General features: G+C 35.0%; 25 protein-coding genes. 15 read left to right on the forward strand and 10 right to left on the reverse strand.

Annotated elements, in window-relative coordinates; all coding sequences use genetic code 11:
* Nucleotides 1-189: 189 nt before the first annotated feature.
* The 4 genes from ACEN25_RS10735 to ACEN25_RS10750 all read left to right on the forward strand — a co-directional run bounded on the left by ACEN25_RS10735 (nt 190) and on the right by ACEN25_RS10750 (nt 4,081).
* On the forward strand, nt 190-936 hold the full coding sequence (locus tag ACEN25_RS10735; RefSeq protein WP_028376656.1) for an electron transfer flavoprotein subunit beta/FixA family protein: 747 nt from the start codon (nt 190-192) through the stop codon (nt 934-936).
* 61 nt (nt 937-997) lie between these two features.
* Nucleotides 998-1,966, forward strand: a complete 969-nt coding sequence (locus ACEN25_RS10740; protein ID WP_028376657.1) for an electron transfer flavoprotein subunit alpha/FixB family protein — start codon at nt 998-1,000, stop codon at nt 1,964-1,966.
* An 84-nt stretch (nt 1,967-2,050) separates the two neighbouring features.
* Nucleotides 2,051-2,659: a bifunctional nuclease domain-containing protein gene (locus tag ACEN25_RS10745; protein WP_441802919.1), complete on the forward strand. Its 609-nt coding sequence runs from the start codon at nt 2,051-2,053 to the stop codon at nt 2,657-2,659.
* 6 nt (nt 2,660-2,665) lie between these two features.
* Nucleotides 2,666-4,081 (forward strand): NupC/NupG family nucleoside CNT transporter, encoded by a 1,416-nt coding sequence (locus ACEN25_RS10750; RefSeq protein ID WP_441802920.1) that lies wholly within the window; start codon nt 2,666-2,668, stop codon nt 4,079-4,081.
* On the opposite strand, the gene ACEN25_RS10755 is transcribed toward ACEN25_RS10750, so the two are convergent.
* The gene (locus ACEN25_RS10755) at nt 4,082-4,450 is read right to left on the reverse strand and encodes a hypothetical protein (RefSeq protein WP_441802921.1); all 369 of its coding nucleotides are present in this window, start codon (nt 4,448-4,450) and stop codon (nt 4,082-4,084) included.
* A 126-nt stretch (nt 4,451-4,576) separates the two neighbouring features.
* Between ACEN25_RS10755 and ACEN25_RS10760 the strand changes: the two genes are divergently transcribed.
* The 5 genes from ACEN25_RS10760 (at nt 4,577) to ACEN25_RS10780 (ending at nt 8,401) form a co-directional block, all read left to right on the forward strand.
* Nucleotides 4,577-5,428, forward strand: coding sequence for a thymidylate synthase (locus ACEN25_RS10760; RefSeq protein ID WP_441802922.1), 852 nt, complete (start codon nt 4,577-4,579; stop codon nt 5,426-5,428).
* 15 nt (nt 5,429-5,443) lie between these two features.
* On the forward strand, nt 5,444-5,857 hold the full coding sequence (locus tag ACEN25_RS10765; protein WP_441802923.1) for an energy transducer TonB: 414 nt from the start codon (nt 5,444-5,446) through the stop codon (nt 5,855-5,857).
* A gap of 82 nt (nt 5,858-5,939) precedes the next feature.
* Entirely contained in the window at nt 5,940-7,103 is a 1,164-nt protein-coding gene (egtB, locus tag ACEN25_RS10770) for an ergothioneine biosynthesis protein EgtB (protein ID WP_441802924.1), read from the forward strand.
* 11 nt (nt 7,104-7,114) lie between these two features.
* The gene (egtD, locus tag ACEN25_RS10775; protein ID WP_441802925.1) at nt 7,115-8,089 is read left to right on the forward strand and encodes an L-histidine N(alpha)-methyltransferase; all 975 of its coding nucleotides are present in this window, start codon (nt 7,115-7,117) and stop codon (nt 8,087-8,089) included.
* A gap of 30 nt (nt 8,090-8,119) precedes the next feature.
* A complete protein-coding gene (locus tag ACEN25_RS10780; protein ID WP_441802926.1) occupies nt 8,120-8,401 on the forward strand; it encodes a DUF427 domain-containing protein in 282 nt (93 codons plus the stop codon).
* 25 nt (nt 8,402-8,426) lie between these two features.
* Here ACEN25_RS10780 and ACEN25_RS10785 read toward each other — a convergent pair whose 3' ends face one another.
* Nucleotides 8,427-8,717 carry an isoamylase early set domain-containing protein gene (locus ACEN25_RS10785; RefSeq protein WP_028376666.1) on the reverse strand — a complete coding sequence of 97 codons (291 nt, stop codon included), beginning with the start codon at nt 8,715-8,717 and terminating at the stop codon, nt 8,427-8,429.
* A 197-nt stretch (nt 8,718-8,914) separates the two neighbouring features.
* Nucleotides 8,915-9,985: an aminotransferase class V-fold PLP-dependent enzyme gene (locus ACEN25_RS10790; protein ID WP_441802927.1), complete on the reverse strand. Its 1,071-nt coding sequence runs from the start codon at nt 9,983-9,985 to the stop codon at nt 8,915-8,917.
* 58 nt (nt 9,986-10,043) lie between these two features.
* Between ACEN25_RS10790 and ACEN25_RS10795 the strand changes: the two genes are divergently transcribed.
* Genes ACEN25_RS10795 through ACEN25_RS10810 form a run of 4 tightly spaced genes read left to right on the forward strand, consistent with a single transcriptional unit; the run spans nt 10,044 to nt 12,393 of the window.
* The gene (locus ACEN25_RS10795) at nt 10,044-10,469 is read left to right on the forward strand and encodes a 2TM domain-containing protein (RefSeq protein WP_441802928.1); all 426 of its coding nucleotides are present in this window, start codon (nt 10,044-10,046) and stop codon (nt 10,467-10,469) included.
* A gap of 5 nt (nt 10,470-10,474) precedes the next feature.
* The gene (locus ACEN25_RS10800) at nt 10,475-10,960 is read left to right on the forward strand and encodes a dihydrofolate reductase (RefSeq protein WP_441802929.1); all 486 of its coding nucleotides are present in this window, start codon (nt 10,475-10,477) and stop codon (nt 10,958-10,960) included.
* A complete protein-coding gene (locus tag ACEN25_RS10805; RefSeq protein WP_441802930.1) occupies nt 10,947-11,798 on the forward strand; it encodes a fructosamine kinase family protein in 852 nt (283 codons plus the stop codon). The genes ACEN25_RS10800 and ACEN25_RS10805 overlap by 14 nt, the downstream gene beginning before the upstream one ends.
* A gap of 22 nt (nt 11,799-11,820) precedes the next feature.
* Nucleotides 11,821-12,393 (forward strand): pyridoxamine 5'-phosphate oxidase family protein, encoded by a 573-nt coding sequence (locus ACEN25_RS10810; RefSeq protein ID WP_441802931.1) that lies wholly within the window; start codon nt 11,821-11,823, stop codon nt 12,391-12,393.
* A 45-nt stretch (nt 12,394-12,438) separates the two neighbouring features.
* On the opposite strand, the gene ACEN25_RS10815 is transcribed toward ACEN25_RS10810, so the two are convergent.
* Entirely contained in the window at nt 12,439-12,813 is a 375-nt protein-coding gene (locus ACEN25_RS10815; RefSeq protein ID WP_125411776.1) for a hypothetical protein, read from the reverse strand.
* A gap of 133 nt (nt 12,814-12,946) precedes the next feature.
* On the opposite strand from ACEN25_RS10815, the gene fabD reads away from it, so the two are divergent.
* Nucleotides 12,947-13,828, forward strand: coding sequence for an ACP S-malonyltransferase (fabD, locus tag ACEN25_RS10820; RefSeq protein WP_441802932.1), 882 nt, complete (start codon nt 12,947-12,949; stop codon nt 13,826-13,828).
* A 62-nt stretch (nt 13,829-13,890) separates the two neighbouring features.
* Here the strand turns inward: fabD and ACEN25_RS10825 are convergent, their stop codons facing one another.
* The 4 genes from ACEN25_RS10825 to ACEN25_RS10840 form a co-directional block, all read right to left on the reverse strand.
* Nucleotides 13,891-14,127, reverse strand: coding sequence for a hypothetical protein (locus ACEN25_RS10825; protein ID WP_028376674.1), 237 nt, complete (start codon nt 14,125-14,127; stop codon nt 13,891-13,893).
* Between the two features lie 258 nt (nt 14,128-14,385).
* A complete protein-coding gene (locus ACEN25_RS10830) occupies nt 14,386-14,604 on the reverse strand; it encodes a hypothetical protein (protein ID WP_441802933.1) in 219 nt (72 codons plus the stop codon).
* 43 nt (nt 14,605-14,647) lie between these two features.
* The gene (locus ACEN25_RS10835) at nt 14,648-15,397 is read right to left on the reverse strand and encodes a TIGR03915 family putative DNA repair protein (RefSeq protein ID WP_441802934.1); all 750 of its coding nucleotides are present in this window, start codon (nt 15,395-15,397) and stop codon (nt 14,648-14,650) included.
* Complete coding sequence (locus ACEN25_RS10840) at nt 15,398-16,660, reverse strand: putative DNA modification/repair radical SAM protein (protein WP_441802935.1); 1,263 nt, start codon at nt 16,658-16,660, stop codon at nt 15,398-15,400. It lies immediately after the preceding gene.
* Nucleotides 16,661-16,758: 98 nt separating this feature from the next.
* On the opposite strand from ACEN25_RS10840, the gene ACEN25_RS10845 reads away from it, so the two are divergent.
* Nucleotides 16,759-17,526: a LexA family transcriptional regulator gene (locus ACEN25_RS10845; protein ID WP_441802936.1), complete on the forward strand. Its 768-nt coding sequence runs from the start codon at nt 16,759-16,761 to the stop codon at nt 17,524-17,526.
* Between the two features lie 51 nt (nt 17,527-17,577).
* On the opposite strand, the gene ACEN25_RS10850 is transcribed toward ACEN25_RS10845, so the two are convergent.
* Together ACEN25_RS10850 and ACEN25_RS10855 are read right to left on the reverse strand one after the other, a co-directional pair.
* The gene (locus tag ACEN25_RS10850) at nt 17,578-17,811 is read right to left on the reverse strand and encodes a hypothetical protein (protein WP_441802937.1); all 234 of its coding nucleotides are present in this window, start codon (nt 17,809-17,811) and stop codon (nt 17,578-17,580) included.
* An 18-nt stretch (nt 17,812-17,829) separates the two neighbouring features.
* A complete protein-coding gene (locus ACEN25_RS10855; RefSeq protein WP_441802938.1) occupies nt 17,830-18,051 on the reverse strand; it encodes a hypothetical protein in 222 nt (73 codons plus the stop codon).
* Nucleotides 18,052-18,145 lie beyond the last annotated feature (94 nt).

Raw genomic sequence — 18,145 nt, forward strand, 5'->3', positions numbered from 1 at the left:
GTGGATGTAGTAATACAGTTAAATCAAGTAAAAATCCCCAAATTTGTAGGGGTAGCAAAAATAGCAATTAAATCAACCTAAAAGAATTGGATTTAACTAAAATTTGTTATGCGCGCATAGTAAATTTCAAATATTAATGCTTAATTTCGTAGCGCAAACGAAATAGTTACTCTTAAAAGAAAATTATATATGAAAATATTAGTGTGCATCAGCCACGTACCTGATACGACTTCAAAAATCAACTTTACTGAAAACGACACAAAATTTGACACTAATGGTGTTCAGTTTGTAATAAATCCTAACGATGAGTTTGGTTTAACACGAGCTATGTGGTTTAAAGAAAAACAAAATGCAACTGTAGATATTGTAAATGTAGGAGGAGCAGAAACTGAGCCTACATTACGTAAGGCGCTTGCAATAGGTGCAGATTCTGCTATACGTATCAACACCGAAGCTCTTGATGGTTTTCAGGTAGCAAAAGAATTGAGTGTAATTGCTAAAGAAGGTAATTACGATTTAATAATCGCCGGTCGTGAATCTATAGATTATAACGGTGGTATGGTACCGGGAATGCTTGCGAGCTTAATTGGGGCAAGTTTTATTAATACATGTATAAGTCTTGAGGTTGATGGAGATTCTGCGACAGCAATACGAGAAATAGATGGTGGTAAAGAAACAGTTACGGCAAAGTTACCATTAGTAATAGGTGGTCAAAAAGGACTTGTTGAAGAAAGTGATCTACGTATTCCTAATATGCGCGGTATAATGATGGCTCGTAAAAAACCATTAGATGTTAAAGAACCACAAGGCGCATCAACTGAAACTAAAGCGGTTTCGTTTGAGAAACCAGCTCCTAAAGGTGCTGTAAAATTAATTTCTCCAGACAATTTAGATGAGCTTATAGATTTACTTCACAATGAAGCTAAAGCCATTTAAAAGTATTTAAAGAATTAAAAACCATTTTTCCGCTTGCGGAAACTTAAAATTTTAAACAAATATGTCAGTTTTAGTATATACAGAATCAGAAGAAGGAAAATTTAAGAAAACCTCTTACGAGGTTGTAAGTTATGCAAGAGGTATAGCAGATATGATGAATACAACGGTGACTGCGCTGGCTATCAATGCAGAGAATACCTCTGAGCTAGGACTTTATGGTGCTGATAAAGTCTTGCATATAAAGAATGACAAACTAAATTCATTTACTGCCAATGCATATGCAAGTGCAATAACTCAGGCAGTATCTCAAGAAGGTGCAAAAGTTATTGTTGTTAGCAGCAGTGCAAATGCTAAATATCTTGCGCCAATTCTTGCGATAGATCTTAATGCCGGGTATGCCTCTAATGTGGTTGCATTACCAGAGAGCCAATCACCATTTACGGTAAAGCGTACCGCTTTTACAAATAAAGCTTTTAACCATACCGAAATCACTACCGAAATTAAAATCGTAGGTCTTTCAAAAAATAGCTACGGTTTAAAAGAGTCTCAAAAAGAAGCTGCAGAAGAATCTTTTGACCCACAACTTGACGATTCTCAATTTAATGTTGAAGTAAAGTCTGTAGATAAGGCAAAAGACAAAGTAACTATTGCAGACGCAGAAGTTGTTGTAAGTGGAGGTCGCGGATTAAAAGGACCAGAAAACTGGGGAATGATTGAAGAAATGGCAGACATTTTAGGTGCTGCAACTGCATGCTCTAAACCAGTATCTGATATGGGTTGGAGGCCACACGGTGAGCACGTAGGGCAAACCGGTAAACCTGTAGCCTCTAATTTATATATCGCAATTGGGATATCTGGAGCGATACAACACCTTGCAGGAATTAACTCTTCTAAGGTAAAAGTTGTTATCAATTCTGACCCGGAAGCTCCATTTTTTAAGGCTGCAGACTACGGAATTGTAGGCGATGCTTTTGATATTGTACCCCGTCTTAATGAAAAATTAAAAGAGTTTAAAGCTAATAACTCTTAATTTAGTATTTTCGGCTACTCAAAGGGCTGTTTAAATTTGGATACTTGTCCTCTTTTAAACAGCCTTTTTATATTTTTGCAACTTATGAGTTTAGTGCGTTTGAATATTAAGGGAATATCGTATAGCCAGACACAGAATGGCGCATACGCTTTAATTCTAAGTGAAGTTGACGGTGACCGTAAACTACCCATAGTTATAGGTGCTTTTGAAGCACAATCAATTGCAATCGCACTTGAGAAAGAAATTATGCCGCCAAGGCCACTTACCCACGATTTATTTAAAAACTTCGCAGATCGTTTTGAAATAAATATAAAGCAGGTAATTATACACAAATTAGTTGATGGTGTCTTTTATAGCAGTATTATCTGTGAGCGCGATACCATCGAAGAAATAATTGATGCCAGAACAAGCGATGCAATATCTTTAGCATTACGCTTTAGCGCACCCATATTTACCTATAAAAATATACTTGATAAAGCAGGCATATTCCTCAAAGGTTCAGAATCAGATCAGGAGGGATATGAAAATGATATTCTGGTAGATCAACTTGTTGTAGAAGATGAATCTATAGAAAGTAATGATTACAAAAAAATGTCACTTAGTGATCTTAATACAGCTCTTGATGAAGCCGTAGCTTCAGAAGATTATGAAGCTGCAGCTAAAATACGTGACGAGATTTCTAAACGCAATTAACTATAGATGCGAAAATTACTTTCATACCTTATCCTATCTTTTATAACTATTTCAGGCACAATTGCCCAAACCGTAGAAGAAATATTACCTGTAGCAGAAGCAAAAAAATTAATTCCTAATGCAGGATTTTCATTTGATAGTCTTTGGCGCGGAGTTTTGGGTATGTTTTGCCTATTACTTATTTCCTATCTTCTAAGTGCAAACCGAAAAGCTATAAACTGGAAAACTATAGGAGTGGGTTTAACAGCCCAACTTCTATTGGCCTACGGAGTACTTAAGGTTACTTTTGTTCAAAATTTATTTGAATTTGTAGGAAAAATTTTTGTGAAAATTCTGGAGTTTACCGCTGCTGGTAGTGAATTCCTGTTAGGAGGTATGATGGACACCGCAAGCTATGGCTTCATTTTCATTTTTCAGGTGCTACCCACAATCATTTTCTTCTCGGCGCTAACCTCTGTTTTATTTTATTTAGGGATCATTCAAATTGTTGTAAAAGGAATGGCATGGGTTCTTACCAAACTCATGAATATTTCGGGTGCCGAAAGTTTATCTGTTGCCGGAAACATATTTTTAGGACAAACTGAAGCTCCTTTAATGATCAAAGCGTACTTAGAGCGCATGACGCGTTCTGAAATTTTATTGGTTATGATAGGCGGTATGGCCACAGTAGCCGGAGGAGTATTAGCTGCTTACATAGGATTTTTAGGTGGAGATGACCCTGCTGCTCGTCTCGAGTTTGCCCGTCATTTACTAGCTGCCTCCGTTATGGCTGCGCCTGGCGCAATTGTAGTTTCAAAACTATTATATCCCCAACAGCAGGAGATTGACGCCAGAGTAGAGGTTTCTTCAGATAAAATAGGTTCTAATATCTTAGATGCTATCGCAACAGGAACAACTGAAGGCTTAAAGCTTGCAGCCAATGTAGGCGCTATGCTGCTCGTATTTGTTGCGTTTATAGCAATGATAAACTATGGCTTTAATAAAATAGGAGAATTTACCACACTTAACAGCTTTTTAGCCGCAAACACACCCTATGAGAGCTTTTCTATTGAAGCAATTCTAGGAACTGTTTTTGCTCCCTTAATGTGGCTTATAGGTGTGGCAAAAGAAGATGTGATGCTTATGGGACAGCTGCTGGGGATTAAGCTTGCTGCAAGTGAGTTTGTAGGCTACATACAACTAGCTGATTTAAAAAACCCAATAAACGATATTAGTTTTACCTATCAAAAATCTGTAATTATGGCAACGTATATGCTTTGCGGTTTTGCAAACTTTGCTTCTATAGGAATACAGATAGGAGGTATAGGATCACTGGCACCGGGACAACGTAAAACACTTTCAGAATTTGGACTTAAAGCTGTTATAGGCGGTACTATAGCATCACTATTATCTGCTACACTAGCAGGTATGCTTATAGGATAATTAGAAGGTAAGAGCCCACTCTCTTGCAGCTTCGTAGGTTTCAAAGTAGGCGAAAGAACCCTCAAATAAACTCTGTTCTTTGATCAGAATTTTTCTACGTTCTTCTGCATCTGGAGATACTATCGCAAGACCCTCAACCTTTGAAAGATTTAGTATTTTAAGAATTTCAGGATCAAGATTAGTTTCTAAACCGCGTTGAGAAATAATTACAATTTTTTGACTACCATAATATGCTGCAATATCTTTCAATAAAAGTTGTGCCTGTTCTAATAGCACTTCTTTTAAATCACTATCAAATTGAATACGAACATACGCATCATAGTATGTTGCTTTAGCAAAAGAGTACTGCCTTGTATTATCAATAGTCATATAGATGAATAATTAATTCGTCACAAAAATACTTATTTAAAGTTAATAAGTTTTTAGAAAATTTTAACTTATTAACATTTTTCTCATACCGGCTTCTTTTATTTTTGAACCGAAAAAAATATTCCAATGAAACAGTATCACGAGTTAGCAAAACATATTTTAAAAAACGGAATTCAGAAAGGCGATCGCACTGGTACCGGTACGTTAAGCGTTTTTGGATATCAAATGCGTTTTGATTTAAGTGAAGGTTTCCCAATGGTTACCACAAAAAAATTACACCTTAAATCAATCATTTATGAATTGCTTTGGTTTTTAAAAGGGGAAACTAATATTGCTTACCTTCAAGAAAATGGTGTTCGTATATGGAATGAATGGGCAGATGACAACGGAGATTTAGGCCCTGTTTATGGTCACCAATGGCGCAACTGGGCAAGCGAAGAAATAGACCAAATCAAAGAGGTTATTGAAACCTTAAAAACAAACCCAAATAGCAGACGTATGCTTGTAAGTGCCTGGAATCCAAGTGTATTACCAGACACTTCAAAGTCATTTGCCGAAAATGTAGTGAATGGTAAAGCAGCGCTTCCGCCTTGTCATGCTTTCTTTCAGTTTTATGTTGCTCCTGCAGATCTTAATAGCGAAGACAAAAGACCTAGACTTTCCTGCCAACTTTATCAGCGTAGCGCAGATGTTTTTTTAGGGGTTCCGTTTAATATAGCTTCTTACGCTCTGTTCACAATGATGATTGCACAAGTTTGTGATTATGCTCCCGGAGATTTTGTACACACTTTTGGCGATGCACATATTTATAATAATCATATCGAGCAATTAAACTTGCAATTGAGCCGAGAAATACGCATCTTACCGACAATGAAAATCAATCCTGAAGTCAAAAATATATTTGACTTCAAATTTGAAGATTTTACATTAGAGAATTATAACCCGCATCCTCACATTAAAGGAGCGGTAGCTATTTAACCCCAACTTTAATTCATGAGAACTCTTTTTTTAATTGCATTTCTAACAGTTAGCAGTTTAAGCTTTGCTCAGGAAGGCGTGACTGTATCTGGCAACGCAATATCTATAACCGAAATTCCTCCTATTTGGCCCGGCTGTACAGGTAATGCAGCAGAAACAAAAGCCTGCTTTAAAAAAGAATTAGTTAAACACGTAGTAAGTAATTTTAGATTTCCGGAAGGTTATAAAAAAGGCACTGTAAAAGAAAAAGTGGTCGTTGATTTTGTAATTAATGAAGAGGGTAAACCTCAAATTCTAGGTGTAAAGGGAGGAACTAAAGTGTTACAGGAAGAAGCTAAGCGCAATATCCTGGCAATACCACAAATGACACCAGGAAAAGCAGGCGGAAGCCCAAGAGCCATTAAATATACTATGCCTTTTACGTTTTAACGCCCTGTTAACGCACGTGTAAAAAAGGTCAAGGCAATAATTGTGTAACTTTGGGAATAACCTAAAGTTATATACTATTGCTATGATTACCAGTTCTATCTCGCTATTAGATTTTTTACTTGAAACACGGGAGCATACAGAAACTATTTGCAAGCCTCTGCAAATAGAAGATTATGTAGTTCAGCCTATTGAAGATGTTTCTCCTCCTAAATGGCATTTAGGACATACTACATGGTTTTTTGAAGACTTTATTCTAAAAAAATACAAACTAAATTATCAGGTTTACGATAATCATTTTGCGTATGTTTTTAATAGTTATTACGAAAGCATGGGGGCTAGAGTTGTTCGCACAGATCGTGGTAATCTCTCAAGACCTACTGTAGATCAAGTCTATTCTTACCGAAAGCACGTAACTAATGCCCTTAAAGAACTACTCGAGGAAAACCCTTCAGAAGAAGTCGAAAGTCTCATTGAGATAGGTATTCATCACGAAAAGCAGCATCAAGAATTATTACTCACAGATATTAAATACATATTAGGCAATAACCCCTTACTACCAACATATTCTGTTGATTTTAATGAATTTAAACTGAATCCTAAGCCTGCAGAATGGTTATCTGTAGAAGAAGGTATTTATAGCATTGGTTATCAAGGTTCTGGCTTTTGTTATGATAATGAACTAGGATTGCATAAAGTCTATCTCAATTCTTTTGAAATAAGCAGTCGTTTAGTAACTAATGCCGAATATCTAGAGTTTATTGAAGATTCAGGCTATAAACAAACCTTATTGTGGCATAGCGAAGGTTGGTCCTGGGTTACTGAAAATACTATTACCGCGCCATTATACTGGCATAAACAGGTTGACGGCTGGGAATATTATGGCTTAAACGGTCTACAAAAATTAAATCTTGAGGCTCCTGTAACTCATATTTCATATTTTGAAGCATACGCATACGCACAATGGAGGGGCCTACGACTTCCTACCGAATTTGAATGGGAAGTTGCACAATCACAGTTTGACTGGGGAGAACGCTGGGAATGGACAGAAAGCGCATATTTACCTTATCCTAATTATACAAAAGCTCCAGGAGCACTCGGGGAATATAATGGTAAGTTTATGGTTAGTCAAAAAACCCTTCGTGGCGGCTCTGTTGCAACTTCAAATAGTCATACCAGATCTACTTATCGCAATTTTTTTCACCCTCAACTTAGGTGGCAGTTTACCGGCTTACGCCTTGCCCGCTAATTTTATTATCAATGAATACAAATCAAAATGTAACATTTAAAAATACTTTTGAAGAAGAAGTATATGAGGGATTAACAGCATTTCCTAAATACTTATCATCTAAGTGGTTTTATGATATGAAAGGAGATAAGCTATTTCAGAAAATAATGGCACTTCCTGAGTATTACCTAACGGAATGTGAGCGATCTATAATAGAGGAAAACAAAGCAGATATAGCACAACTTTTTTCAGACAACACGGGCTTTGATCTTGTTGAATTAGGTGCAGGTGACGGTAAAAAAACTAAAATACTACTGCAGGAATTGGTGAATTCAAAACTAAATTTTACCTACAGACCTATAGACATAAGCCAGAATGTACTTGATGAATTAGAAGAAGACGTTCTTAAAAGATGGCCTAAGCTAGATATTATAACAGAACAAGGAACTTATTTTAATATTCTAAATAAACTGAGCGAGCAGCAAAAAGACCGCAAAATGGTAATTGTTGTTTTAGGCTCAAATATTGGTAATCTTTCTCATCAATATGCCGTGGAGTTTTTGACAACTATACGTAAATCAATGCAACCCGATGATCTTTTATTTATGGGATTTGATCAAAAAAAGAATCCCGAAGTTATTCTTAAAGCCTATAATGATTCTCAAGGGGTAACAGAAAGCTTCAATAAAAATTTACTAACTCGCATTAATAAGGAAATGGATGCAAATTTTGAAATAGATAATTTTAAACATTGGCCTGTTTACGATCCGGAAAGCGGCACTACAAAGAGTTTTTTAGTAAGCACAAAAGACCAAACAGTTACAATTCAAAAATTAAATCTAGACATTCATTTTTCTGCCTGGGAAAGTATTCACACCGAAATTTCTCAAAAATATGACGATGATATCGTAAACTGGTTAGCTCAAGAAGCTGGTTTAAGTGTTGAAAAACAATATACAGATCATCAAAATTACTTTACAGATTATATATTCAGAATAAAAAATTAGCCCATTCTTAAATAGTAAACACATAAATAAATGAAAGCAATTTGGAAAGATGCAGTGATTGCAGAAAGTAATGAGACTATTGTAGTAGAGGGCAATCACTATTTTCCGCTAAAAGATGTAAATAATATGTTTTTGTCTAAAACAAATACTCGTACTACCTGCCCGTGGAAAGGTGAAGCGTACTACTACTCTATTACTGTAGCTGGCGAAACACTAAAAGACGCGGGCTGGTATTACCCAGAGCCAAAAGATAAAGCAAAAAACATTGCTAATTATGTAGCTTTTTGGAAAGGTGTTAGTGTTAATTCATAACTAACACTAGCACCCTTTTCTATATTTATAATGCTAAAATACTGTTGTCTGCACCAGCAAAATCATTCCATTTTGTACCATCTGCTTCAGGTTCTGTCATCCAGTTTTGATCAACTGCATATTTAAACTCATAAGAAGCATCAACAGGTATATTCAAAGAACCTTTAAAAGATCCGTTTTTTAATTTTTTTAATTCGGCTTTTTCCCAGTTATTAAAATCTCCCGCTACAGCAACCGCATCAGCATCAACATTCTCAACCACAAATGTTACTTTACACTCTGGTTTTGACTTTAAGAATTGTTTTGTAATTGGCATAACTATTAGTTTTAAGTTTTTCCAAATTTATAAACGAAAATCGATAGTAAGCAAGAAATCAGATTTTTAGCGTTATTTTTCCGAATAATAAATTTTATCAAAGTATTGAGAATTAAATATTTAATACGAAAACGTTATATCAAATTAATTTACTACTATTTTAAGTGTTTCGCCAAGAAAATTAACTCCATTAAATGCTAAATTAACTTTAAAAGCTTCAATAAATCCTCTTCTGAATTAAAATAATGGAAACTTACGCGTATTCCTTCTCCACGTTGAGAACATATAATCTGATTATTATTTAATTTTTTAAATAATTTTTGATCTCCCCTTATATTAAAAATTGATGAATGCTGCTTCCGCTTTAATACAACAGAATCTAGCAAACCTTTTTCAGCAAATTGCTCAAAAGCTTTTGTTTTTAATATATCTATTTGAGTCGTTATCTGATGCTGTCCTACCCGCTTAATAAGACCTATAGCAGCCTGTAAACTCCCTTGTGCCAAAGTGTCTAAATGACCCGGTTCTAATTTTCCTATAAAGGTATTTTTTGCCTCTTTATATTTACCTCTAATACTATTAAAACCCGTTGTTTTTAATTCAATATGCGTAGCAATTTCTTGCTTAATTAGAAAGAAGCCATTGCCGTAACCGGCATTTAACCATTTATAGGCGCTTGCTCCTAATATATCTATACCACTATTCTCAAAATCAAAACTCTCAATCCCACAATATTGCGTACCATCTGCGATTATAAGAAGTTTAGGAAATTTAGATTTTAAGGCTTTTAAAAACTCTAAATCAATACGGATACCACTGATATATTGTACTAAGCTTAAACACAAAACATCAGGATGCTCTTTCTCGATAGCCTGTTGTATATTGTCTTCTAGATGTTCATTAATTGAAGCATAACACACATTAAAATTGCGCGATAAAACAGGCCAGTTTATAGATGGGTAATCTTCTTCTAGAAGTAGAATTTTATGAGTGGCAGGTATACCTTCAAGTACAGCATTAAATCCTATTGAAAAATTAGGAACTAAAGCAACATAAGAAGCGTTACAGTTAAAAAAAGCACCTACATCTTTGCGCACTTTATCTAAAAAACTATCCTGGTCATTTTTAAGCAAACTCCCCATTACCAGATAATCAAGATCGTAATTTTGTCTAAAATCAAGCAAGGTTTCAGAGAGTAAACCAGAGCCGGCAGTATTTAAATGCGTATAATTTGCCGTGACCGGGAATTCTTTTTTTAAGTTTTTCATAAGTGAGAACTGCGATTAAATCTTGTAAATTTGAACAACAAACAATTTACCTCATCTTATGTTCTCAAAAAAGCAAGAAACCACAAAAATAGATCGTGACCAACGCGAACTCATAGAGTATGCACAATTACGTATCAAAGAAAAGAAAAATCTTTTTAGACATTTTGTGATATTTCTTGCAGGTGCCGTATTGCTTATTATTCTGAATTTAATTTTAGATTTTGGTGCAGATTTTAGACCATTTGACGTAGACTGGTTTGTATGGGCTACGTTGATATGGTTCTTTCTTTTTTTAATTCATTTTCTAAATGTTTTTCTTTTTAGAACGTTTATGAATAAAAAATGGGAGAATGAACAACTTGATAAACTAGTTGCTAAACAAAAAGATAAAATTGCAAAGCTTCAAACTCAGGTAGAAAAAGAGTATCCTGTGATTGAGAACGATACTAAAATAATACGCCCTAATACCCCATTAAATCCCTAATTGATATGATTACAATGATTGCGGCTGCCGCAGAAAATAATGCTTTGGGTAAAGACAATGCAATGATCTGGCATTTGCCAGATGATTTTAAACGATTTAAAAAACTTACTTCTCACCATACTATTATTATGGGAAGAAAAACCTTTGAGTCGCTTGACGGACCTTTACCGAATCGTAAGCATATTGTGATCACGCGTCAAAAAAATTACAATCCCGGTGACCATATTATTGTAGTGCAAAGTATTGAAGAAGCGCTAACCTATATTGATACAGATCAAAATGCATTTATTATAGGAGGCGGCGAGATTTATAAATTAGGATTAGATTATGCGACCCATATAGAACTTACGCGGGTACACGGAACCTTTGAAGCTGAGGCATTTTTCCCCGAACTAGATCCTGAAAAGTGGGAACTTCTAGAAAGTGTCTTTCACGATACAGATGAGCGTCACAACTACTCATTTACGTATCTAACCTATGCTAAACGATAGCTTTAAAAAACATCTTCAAGTCGTTCTTTCTGTAGAGGCAAAACAAATCACCTCGCTCACGGGTGGCGACATCAATGACGTCTATAAACTTTCGAGTGCAGATTACAACTATGTGATAAAAGTTAATGACGCTTCAGCCTTTCCTAATATGTTTGAGCTCGAAGCGCAGGGTCTGGCGTTTATTAAAGCCTCCGGTAGTTTCCCGGTACCTAATGTGCTTGAATACGGTAATTTTGAAAATCTGTCCTACCTTATTTTAGAATATCTCGAGACGGGACCTAAAAACCCCGATTTCAATAATATTTTTGGCTCTCAACTTGCAGCAATGCATCAAACCAGCTCGTCAAAATTTGGTTTCGAGAATGACAATTATATGGGCAGTTTAAAGCAATACAATACTTCAGAATCTACTGCCATTGATTTTTATATTAATCAACGTTTAGAACCTCAATTCAAATTAGCAGCAGACAATGGTTACTACTTTAATTCTATTGAATTATTTTATAAAGAAATAAGTCAACTAATTCCTTCAGAAAAACCAGCTTTAATTCACGGTGACTTATGGTCTGGTAATTACCTCATAAATTCTAAAGGAGGTCCATCACTTATAGATCCCGCAGTTAGTTTTGCCCCACGAGAGATGGATATTGCTCTGATGCATCTTTTTGGGGGATTTGACGTACAAATTTTTGAAATCTACACTACACATTTTCCTTTAGAAAGCGGTTGGGAAGAACGCTTACGTCTATGGCAATTGTACTATATTTTAGTTCACGTCAATCTCTTTGGAGGATCATATTATAATTCCGCAAAAGCGATACTCAAGGCTTATATATAGCATTAACAAACTTTATATTTTAATGCTTTATTATTGGCAAATTCTTACCAATTCTCAAGATTTTAATGAAGTAACTTTATTAAAAACTAATGTTATGAGTACAGAGAATTTATCAAATACAGAAGCCATTAAAAAATTAAAAGATTTAGCTACGTCAATAGACTTTGCAATGATGGCAACAGACTTATCTAACAAGCCAGTAGATGCCATACCCATGTCAACTAAAAAAGTTGATGAAGCAGGAAATATCTGGTTTTTAAGTGGGGCAGACAGCGATCACAATGCAAATATTGCTAAAGATGCCGATGTACAATTATTATATGCCAAGCCCAGCGACATGAAATTTCTTAGTGTTTTCGGGAAAGCCATAATCACAAAAGATAAAACTATTTTAGAGGAACTTTATTCTACAACAGATGACTCCTGGTTTGACGGTATAGATGATCCTAACCTTACTGCTATTAAATTTACACCTGCTCAAGCTCAATATTGGGACACAAAAAGCAACAAATTTATATCGCTACTAAAAATGGGCTATGCGGCTGTTACAGGAGACAAAGTAGATGTTGGTGCAACAGGCTCTCTTAATCTTTAATGATGTTTTAAAAATTTAAAGGAGTCTCATAACTAAGGCTCCTTTTTAATTTTCTGTATTTTTTGTGTTGATTATTATCAACATCTTCTGATGCCGTTCTGGCACGCCTATTATTTCATCTATATTCTTAATAAAATAAATGCTGTTACTAAAAGAAAAGATGCTCTCTTTATATTCTTCAAAAAAACTGCGCTTTAAAACCTTTCCATCTACAATAAGTATATAATTTTCGATATCTGGTTGCTTTAAGAAGTATTCTAATTGAAGCTTAGCTTCTTTCAATTCTCTAAAATTATCCTTGTCATTATATGTATCAGGATAACTTCCTCCCGGCTCTAGTGTCGCATTCTTAAAATTTTGAGCCACTATTGCGTTGATACCAAGCATTACAAAAACCGAAAGTAATATTAATCTCCTCATACTTATATTTTGTACTAATGTAAACATTTATCATAAAGCATATTACATCTAGTTCAGAATGAACTGTTTTAAATTGCTGTCATTATCTGGCATTCGTTATTTTTGCACTACAAATTTTTAGAAAAACACTATTATGAAAGCTTATATATTCCCTGGTCAGGGAGCTCAATTTACAGGAATGGGAAAAGATGTTTATGACAACTCTAAACTTGCTCGTTCTCTGTTTTCAAAAGCCAATGAAATTCTGGGATTTGATATCACTAAAATTATGTTTGAAGGCTCTGCCGAAGAATTAAAAGAAACTAAAGTTACGCAGCCTGCTATTTTTATACATTCTGTGGCTTTATTTAAAGCTTTAGGTGATTCAGCTGTACCTCAAATGGTTGCCGGTCACTCTTTAGGAGAAATATCTGCTTTAGTAGCTAATGGCACTCTAAGTTTTGAAGACGGATTAAGTCTGGTTTCGCAAAGAGCACAGGCAATGCAAAAAGCTTGTGACAATACACCATCAACAATGGCTGCTATATTAGGTCTTGAAGATGAACTTGTTGAATCTGTTTGTGCAGATGTTGACGGAATAGTAGTTGCTGCAAATTATAACTGTCCGGGTCAATTAATCATTTCTGGTGAGCTTAGTGCGGTTGAAGAAGCTTGTGAACGTCTTAAAGAACGCGGCGCCAAACGTGCATTACTATTACCGGTAGGAGGCGCATTTCACTCTCCTTTAATGGAACCTGCACGTGAAGAACTTGCAAAGGCAATTGAAAATACAACGTTTAATACGCCATCTTGCCCCATTTATCAAAATGTGAGTACAACAGCGGTAACAGATCCTGTTGAGATAAAGAAGAATTTACTGTTTCAACTTACTGCTCCCGTAAAATGGACGCAAAGTGTACAAAATATGCTTGCCGATGGGGCTTCTGAATTTATAGAAGTGGGCCCAGGAAAAGTTTTACAGGGCCTGGTTAAGAAAGTAGATCGTCAAGCGGTTACCAGCAGTGCTGTGCTATAAATTCTTAATTACTACAAATAAAAAAAGCCCCAAAAGGGGCTTTTTCTTATCTTAAGAAGATATTACATGTCGTCGTTTCCTTCAACTTCGTCTTCTACTTCCTGAGCACCGTCTTCGATAGCATCACCTGTATCTTCAGCAGCCTCTTCTATAGCGTCACCAGCGTCATCCATAGCATCACCCATGTCATCAGCAGCGTTTTCCATTGCATCTTCAGTTTTTTCTTCAGTAGTTTCGCGACAAGCAGAAACAGAAACCATTAGTAAAAGTGCGAAAGCACTAAAAATTAATTTTTTCATAATTGGTAATATTTTAATTAGCGTTAATTGCTCGCAAAAGTATATAAATTAACATCACAATTTCATAAAATTTATTAAATTTTTTATCGAATTATAATTTTGATAAAAATATCGTAACGTTTACAACAATTTGATTAACAGAGGCACAGGAAAATCTCAACTTTTTAAAGCCTACCATTATTCCGGTTTTTCTATAATACAAGTGCTTTTGGTGTAAATTTTATAACCAATGCAACTTTAAAAGGGCTTTTTTATAGACTACGCATCATCATCCATTACATCATCATTACCTTGTATCTCATCATTTAATTCATCTGCACCTTCTTTGATAGCTTCACCAGCATTTTCTGCACCGTTTTCTATATCCTCGCCTATAGACTCAAGAGCATCCTCTGTTTTTTCTTGAGTGGTTTCTCTACATGAGTAAATTGAAAAAACAAATACTACTATCATTGCTTTTAAAAAAATACGTTTCATACTTTATATGTTTTAGTTAGATTTTAAAAATAGTCAAAAGTTCTTATAACGGATTTTTCTCATTCAAGTATTTCCAATAACGTTTAGGAACGTGCTGCGTATGTAATCTCAAATTAATACGGCTTTTAATGGTTGTACTTGTAAAATAGTTTTGCCATAATAAATCATAATGATTTTCCTCCTCGTGCATCGCTTCTTTAAACGCTTCTTTAGATTTAAAATCAAAAGAAACAAATTCAATTTTTTTCAAATCGTAAAACAAACCAAAATCACGGTTAGAATCAAAAATTAAAAACTGCTGGTCTGCATATCTGTTTTTAAAATGCTTGGCAATTAAAGGAAGTACATTAAAATCTGGACTTATTATTGAAGCATACAAATCATCTGCCGTTCTTTTAAAACGCACAAACGCTTCCATTCTATGTTTTTCTCTACCTACCTTTTTAGTAAGTTGTGCCAACATCAAAACTGCGGGATGCCCAAAATCATTCTCATTCTTAGTTTTTAAAACATACTGAATTGCAGCAAGAATATACCGTTCTCTACCCTCCTGCTCACTTAAAAATGACCAGTATACTAATTGCTGAAAGCTTTTAAACTGCCGGAGTCCTTCGTAAACTCGAGAAGCTTTAGTTTCATCTGTATAAATTTCTACCGTTTCAGAAAAAAAATCAGGCTCAAAATGTGTCGTATTTACGATTATAACCTCACTTAATCGCTCTTCATACACCTGAAATATAGCCGTAAGCATCCCCTCAAAACTACCATCATATACAAGTTTATGCTTTTGCATCTAATTGAATAACGCTAATTGTTGATTGTAAAATTTTTGATACTTACTTTTTGAGGTTTGCAAAATCATACTCTTAATACGCTCGGGCTCCAGATCTCTACTTTCAAAATTTGAAGAATTACATACCATAAAATACTTAGCTCTGCTCATCGCAATGCCTATTGCTTTTAAGTTTTCCCAGTTAAGCCTTCTAAATTTTCGGGCATTTATAATTTTATGTACAGACTTCATCCCAAGACCAGGAACTCTGGCTAGCATTTGTTTATCTGCAGTATTTACATCTACCGGAAACATATGCATATTTCGTAAAGCCCAACTCAATTTAGGATCTATATCTATATCTAGATTGGGGTGATTTTGATTGAGTAATTCACGTACATCAAAACCATAAAAACGCAATAGCCAGTCAGTCTGATACAATCGGTTTTCGCGTAACATAGGCACTTCAGTTCCTAGAGCTGGCAATCGAGTATCTTCAAGCACCGGTACATATCCTGAATAGTAGACACGCTTCATCTTATAGGTGCTGTAATAATGCACCGCAGAGTACATAATATCTTTGTCACTCTCCCCCGTTGCTCCTACAATCATCTGAGTACTTTGCCCGGCAGGTGCATAAACCGGAGTGCTTTTAATTATTTTCTTTTCAGCTTTATATTGAATGATTTCATTTTTCACCTTTTCCATAGGTTTAATAAAATCTTTATGATCTTTTTCAGGAGCTAATAATTTTAGACCAGAAACCGTGGGTATTTCTATATTTATAGATAACCTATCTGCGTATAAACCCGCCTCGCGCATAAGCTCGTCACTACATCCGGGAATAGATTTTAAATGAATATATCCATTAAAATTTTCTTCTAAACGCAACTTCTTGGCTACCGATATCAAACGCTCCATCGTATAATCTGGATTATGAAAGATACCACTGCTTAAAAACAGACCTTCAATATAATTACGTCTGTAAAAATTTATCGTTAGATCTACTACCTCCTGAATTTTAAAAGCTGCTCGTTTTATATCGTTACTCTTACGACTTACACAATATGCACAATCGTAAATGCAATGATTAGTTAATAAAATCTTCAGTAAAGAAACACAGCGACCATCTTCTGTATAACTGTGGCATATACCCATACCAGAACTATCCCCTAAACCCTTATTTGTATTTAAACGCTTACTCCCACTACTGGAGCAGGATACATCATACTTAGCCGCATCAGCAAGTATGTTTAATTTTTCTTTTATTCTCTCAAAATTCATAGCGTGGAATTTCTACGAATTTAAAGAATATTTCCTATTTAAAGGATTTTTTCCTATTTTTAATTAGGATTTTTTCCGAATTATAGTACATTTACGATATGGGAATCAATGATATAACAGGCGATGTTCGCCGATTTAAGCAAATACGAGAAGAGCAAAACCTTACACAGACTGAGTTTGCTGAAGCTTTAGGTGTTAAAAATTCTACTGCAGATATTGAGCGTGGGCGTACAAAACTTTCAGGACAGATTGTTACTGAACTTCTAAGGCTCTATAATATTAATCCGCTGTGGCTTTTTGGGTATAGCAATCAAAAATTATTGCACGCCGGTAAAGGTGATGTAAGTCCTAAAGTAGTTACCGTAGATGCGAGTGATAATGAAAATCTTGTTATGGTAAATCAAAAAGCTGCCGCTGGTTACCCGCATAATGTGCAGGATGTAGACTGGTATCAGCAATTGCCTGCATTTGATCTTCCATTACCACAATATCGTAATGCAACCTACCGTGGTTTTCAAATTGAGGGAGATAGTATGATGCCTAATTTTATGCCCGAAGATTGGGTATTAGGAAAAGCTACCGTAAATATGGGTGAGGCGACAAACAATAAGGTTTATGTGGTGGTTCTACCTGATGCTGTGGTGGTTAAAAAACTACAAAAGCTACCAGACCCTTCTAAAGTTTTGTTGATTTCATTAAATCAAGAATACCTTCCCTTTGAAGTACAGGTAAGTGATATTCAAGAGCTATGGCAGGTAAATAGTAAGCTGACCTTTCACCTTGATGCCCCATCAGAAAGTAATTTATTGAGAGAATTGCAACAGGGAATGCTTGATTTAAAAAATCAAATGCGCACTTTAAAGTAAAAAACCCACAAGCAAAGCTTATGGGTTTAAATAAATTATGGGTTATTCCTACTAATTATCAACTTTGATTTTAGTGTCACCGTCTGCATCTTCTTTAATTTTTACTTCTTTAGAATCAGACTCCATTTTAATTTTATAATTACCGTCATCGTCTATTTTCTCATCGATAACAGCACCTTCTTCTTTCATTTCTTCAACAAGTTTTTCTTTTTCGGTTTTCTCGCGACAAGAAGTAAAAGAAAGTGTTGCTACTAAAAGGATTGCTAGTAAGCTTATATTTTTCATAATGCTAATATTAATTAATTAGTTATCGTCACCAATTGTTTCTATTTTTTTGTCAATTTCTTTATTGACTTCGTTATCTACTTTCTTTGCAGTACGCTCTAAAATACCCTCGTTGTCTGGAGTTTCAGTTTGTACCTGAACTTCTTTTACAACAACAGTCTCTTTATCTTCAGTCTCTCTACAAGAAATTGTATTGAAAACTATAAGGCCTAAAGCAAAAATTCCAATTACTTTTTTCATAATATATTCATTTGGTTGAACGAACAAATCTAACTACTTTATAGATAGACCATTTATAAATGATTCCCAATATCTCTAAATATTCAGTTAAATG

The organism is Leeuwenhoekiella sp. W20_SRS_FM14 (assembly GCF_052119605.1).
Lineage (GTDB): Bacteria > Bacteroidota > Bacteroidia > Flavobacteriales > Flavobacteriaceae > Leeuwenhoekiella.

Excerpts from the sequence above, each read along its gene's own strand:
- ACEN25_RS10735 (WP_028376656.1), top strand. The coding sequence starts at position 190 with ATGAAAATATTAGTGTGCATCAGCCACGTACCTGATACGACTTCAAAA.
- ACEN25_RS10740 (WP_028376657.1), top strand. The coding sequence starts at position 998 with ATGTCAGTTTTAGTATATACAGAATCAGAAGAAGGAAAATTTAAGAAA.
- ACEN25_RS10745 (WP_441802919.1), top strand. The coding sequence starts at position 2,051 with ATGAGTTTAGTGCGTTTGAATATTAAGGGAATATCGTATAGCCAGACA.
- ACEN25_RS10750 (WP_441802920.1), top strand. The coding sequence starts at position 2,666 with ATGCGAAAATTACTTTCATACCTTATCCTATCTTTTATAACTATTTCA.
- ACEN25_RS10755 (WP_441802921.1), bottom strand. The coding sequence starts at position 4,450 with ATGACTATTGATAATACAAGGCAGTACTCTTTTGCTAAAGCAACATAC.
- ACEN25_RS10760 (WP_441802922.1), top strand. The coding sequence starts at position 4,577 with ATGAAACAGTATCACGAGTTAGCAAAACATATTTTAAAAAACGGAATT.
- ACEN25_RS10765 (WP_441802923.1), top strand. The coding sequence starts at position 5,444 with ATGAGAACTCTTTTTTTAATTGCATTTCTAACAGTTAGCAGTTTAAGC.
- egtB (WP_441802924.1), top strand. The coding sequence starts at position 5,940 with ATGATTACCAGTTCTATCTCGCTATTAGATTTTTTACTTGAAACACGG.
- egtD (WP_441802925.1), top strand. The coding sequence starts at position 7,115 with ATGAATACAAATCAAAATGTAACATTTAAAAATACTTTTGAAGAAGAA.
- ACEN25_RS10780 (WP_441802926.1), top strand. The coding sequence starts at position 8,120 with ATGAAAGCAATTTGGAAAGATGCAGTGATTGCAGAAAGTAATGAGACT.
- ACEN25_RS10785 (WP_028376666.1), bottom strand. The coding sequence starts at position 8,717 with ATGCCAATTACAAAACAATTCTTAAAGTCAAAACCAGAGTGTAAAGTA.
- ACEN25_RS10790 (WP_441802927.1), bottom strand. The coding sequence starts at position 9,985 with ATGAAAAACTTAAAAAAAGAATTCCCGGTCACGGCAAATTATACGCAT.
- ACEN25_RS10795 (WP_441802928.1), top strand. The coding sequence starts at position 10,044 with ATGTTCTCAAAAAAGCAAGAAACCACAAAAATAGATCGTGACCAACGC.
- ACEN25_RS10800 (WP_441802929.1), top strand. The coding sequence starts at position 10,475 with ATGATTACAATGATTGCGGCTGCCGCAGAAAATAATGCTTTGGGTAAA.
- ACEN25_RS10805 (WP_441802930.1), top strand. The coding sequence starts at position 10,947 with ATGCTAAACGATAGCTTTAAAAAACATCTTCAAGTCGTTCTTTCTGTA.
- ACEN25_RS10810 (WP_441802931.1), top strand. The coding sequence starts at position 11,821 with ATGCTTTATTATTGGCAAATTCTTACCAATTCTCAAGATTTTAATGAA.
- ACEN25_RS10815 (WP_125411776.1), bottom strand. The coding sequence starts at position 12,813 with ATGAGGAGATTAATATTACTTTCGGTTTTTGTAATGCTTGGTATCAAC.
- fabD (WP_441802932.1), top strand. The coding sequence starts at position 12,947 with ATGAAAGCTTATATATTCCCTGGTCAGGGAGCTCAATTTACAGGAATG.
- ACEN25_RS10825 (WP_028376674.1), bottom strand. The coding sequence starts at position 14,127 with ATGAAAAAATTAATTTTTAGTGCTTTCGCACTTTTACTAATGGTTTCT.
- ACEN25_RS10830 (WP_441802933.1), bottom strand. The coding sequence starts at position 14,604 with ATGAAACGTATTTTTTTAAAAGCAATGATAGTAGTATTTGTTTTTTCA.
- ACEN25_RS10835 (WP_441802934.1), bottom strand. The coding sequence starts at position 15,397 with ATGCAAAAGCATAAACTTGTATATGATGGTAGTTTTGAGGGGATGCTT.
- ACEN25_RS10840 (WP_441802935.1), bottom strand. The coding sequence starts at position 16,660 with ATGAATTTTGAGAGAATAAAAGAAAAATTAAACATACTTGCTGATGCG.
- ACEN25_RS10845 (WP_441802936.1), top strand. The coding sequence starts at position 16,759 with ATGGGAATCAATGATATAACAGGCGATGTTCGCCGATTTAAGCAAATA.
- ACEN25_RS10850 (WP_441802937.1), bottom strand. The coding sequence starts at position 17,811 with ATGAAAAATATAAGCTTACTAGCAATCCTTTTAGTAGCAACACTTTCT.
- ACEN25_RS10855 (WP_441802938.1), bottom strand. The coding sequence starts at position 18,051 with ATGAAAAAAGTAATTGGAATTTTTGCTTTAGGCCTTATAGTTTTCAAT.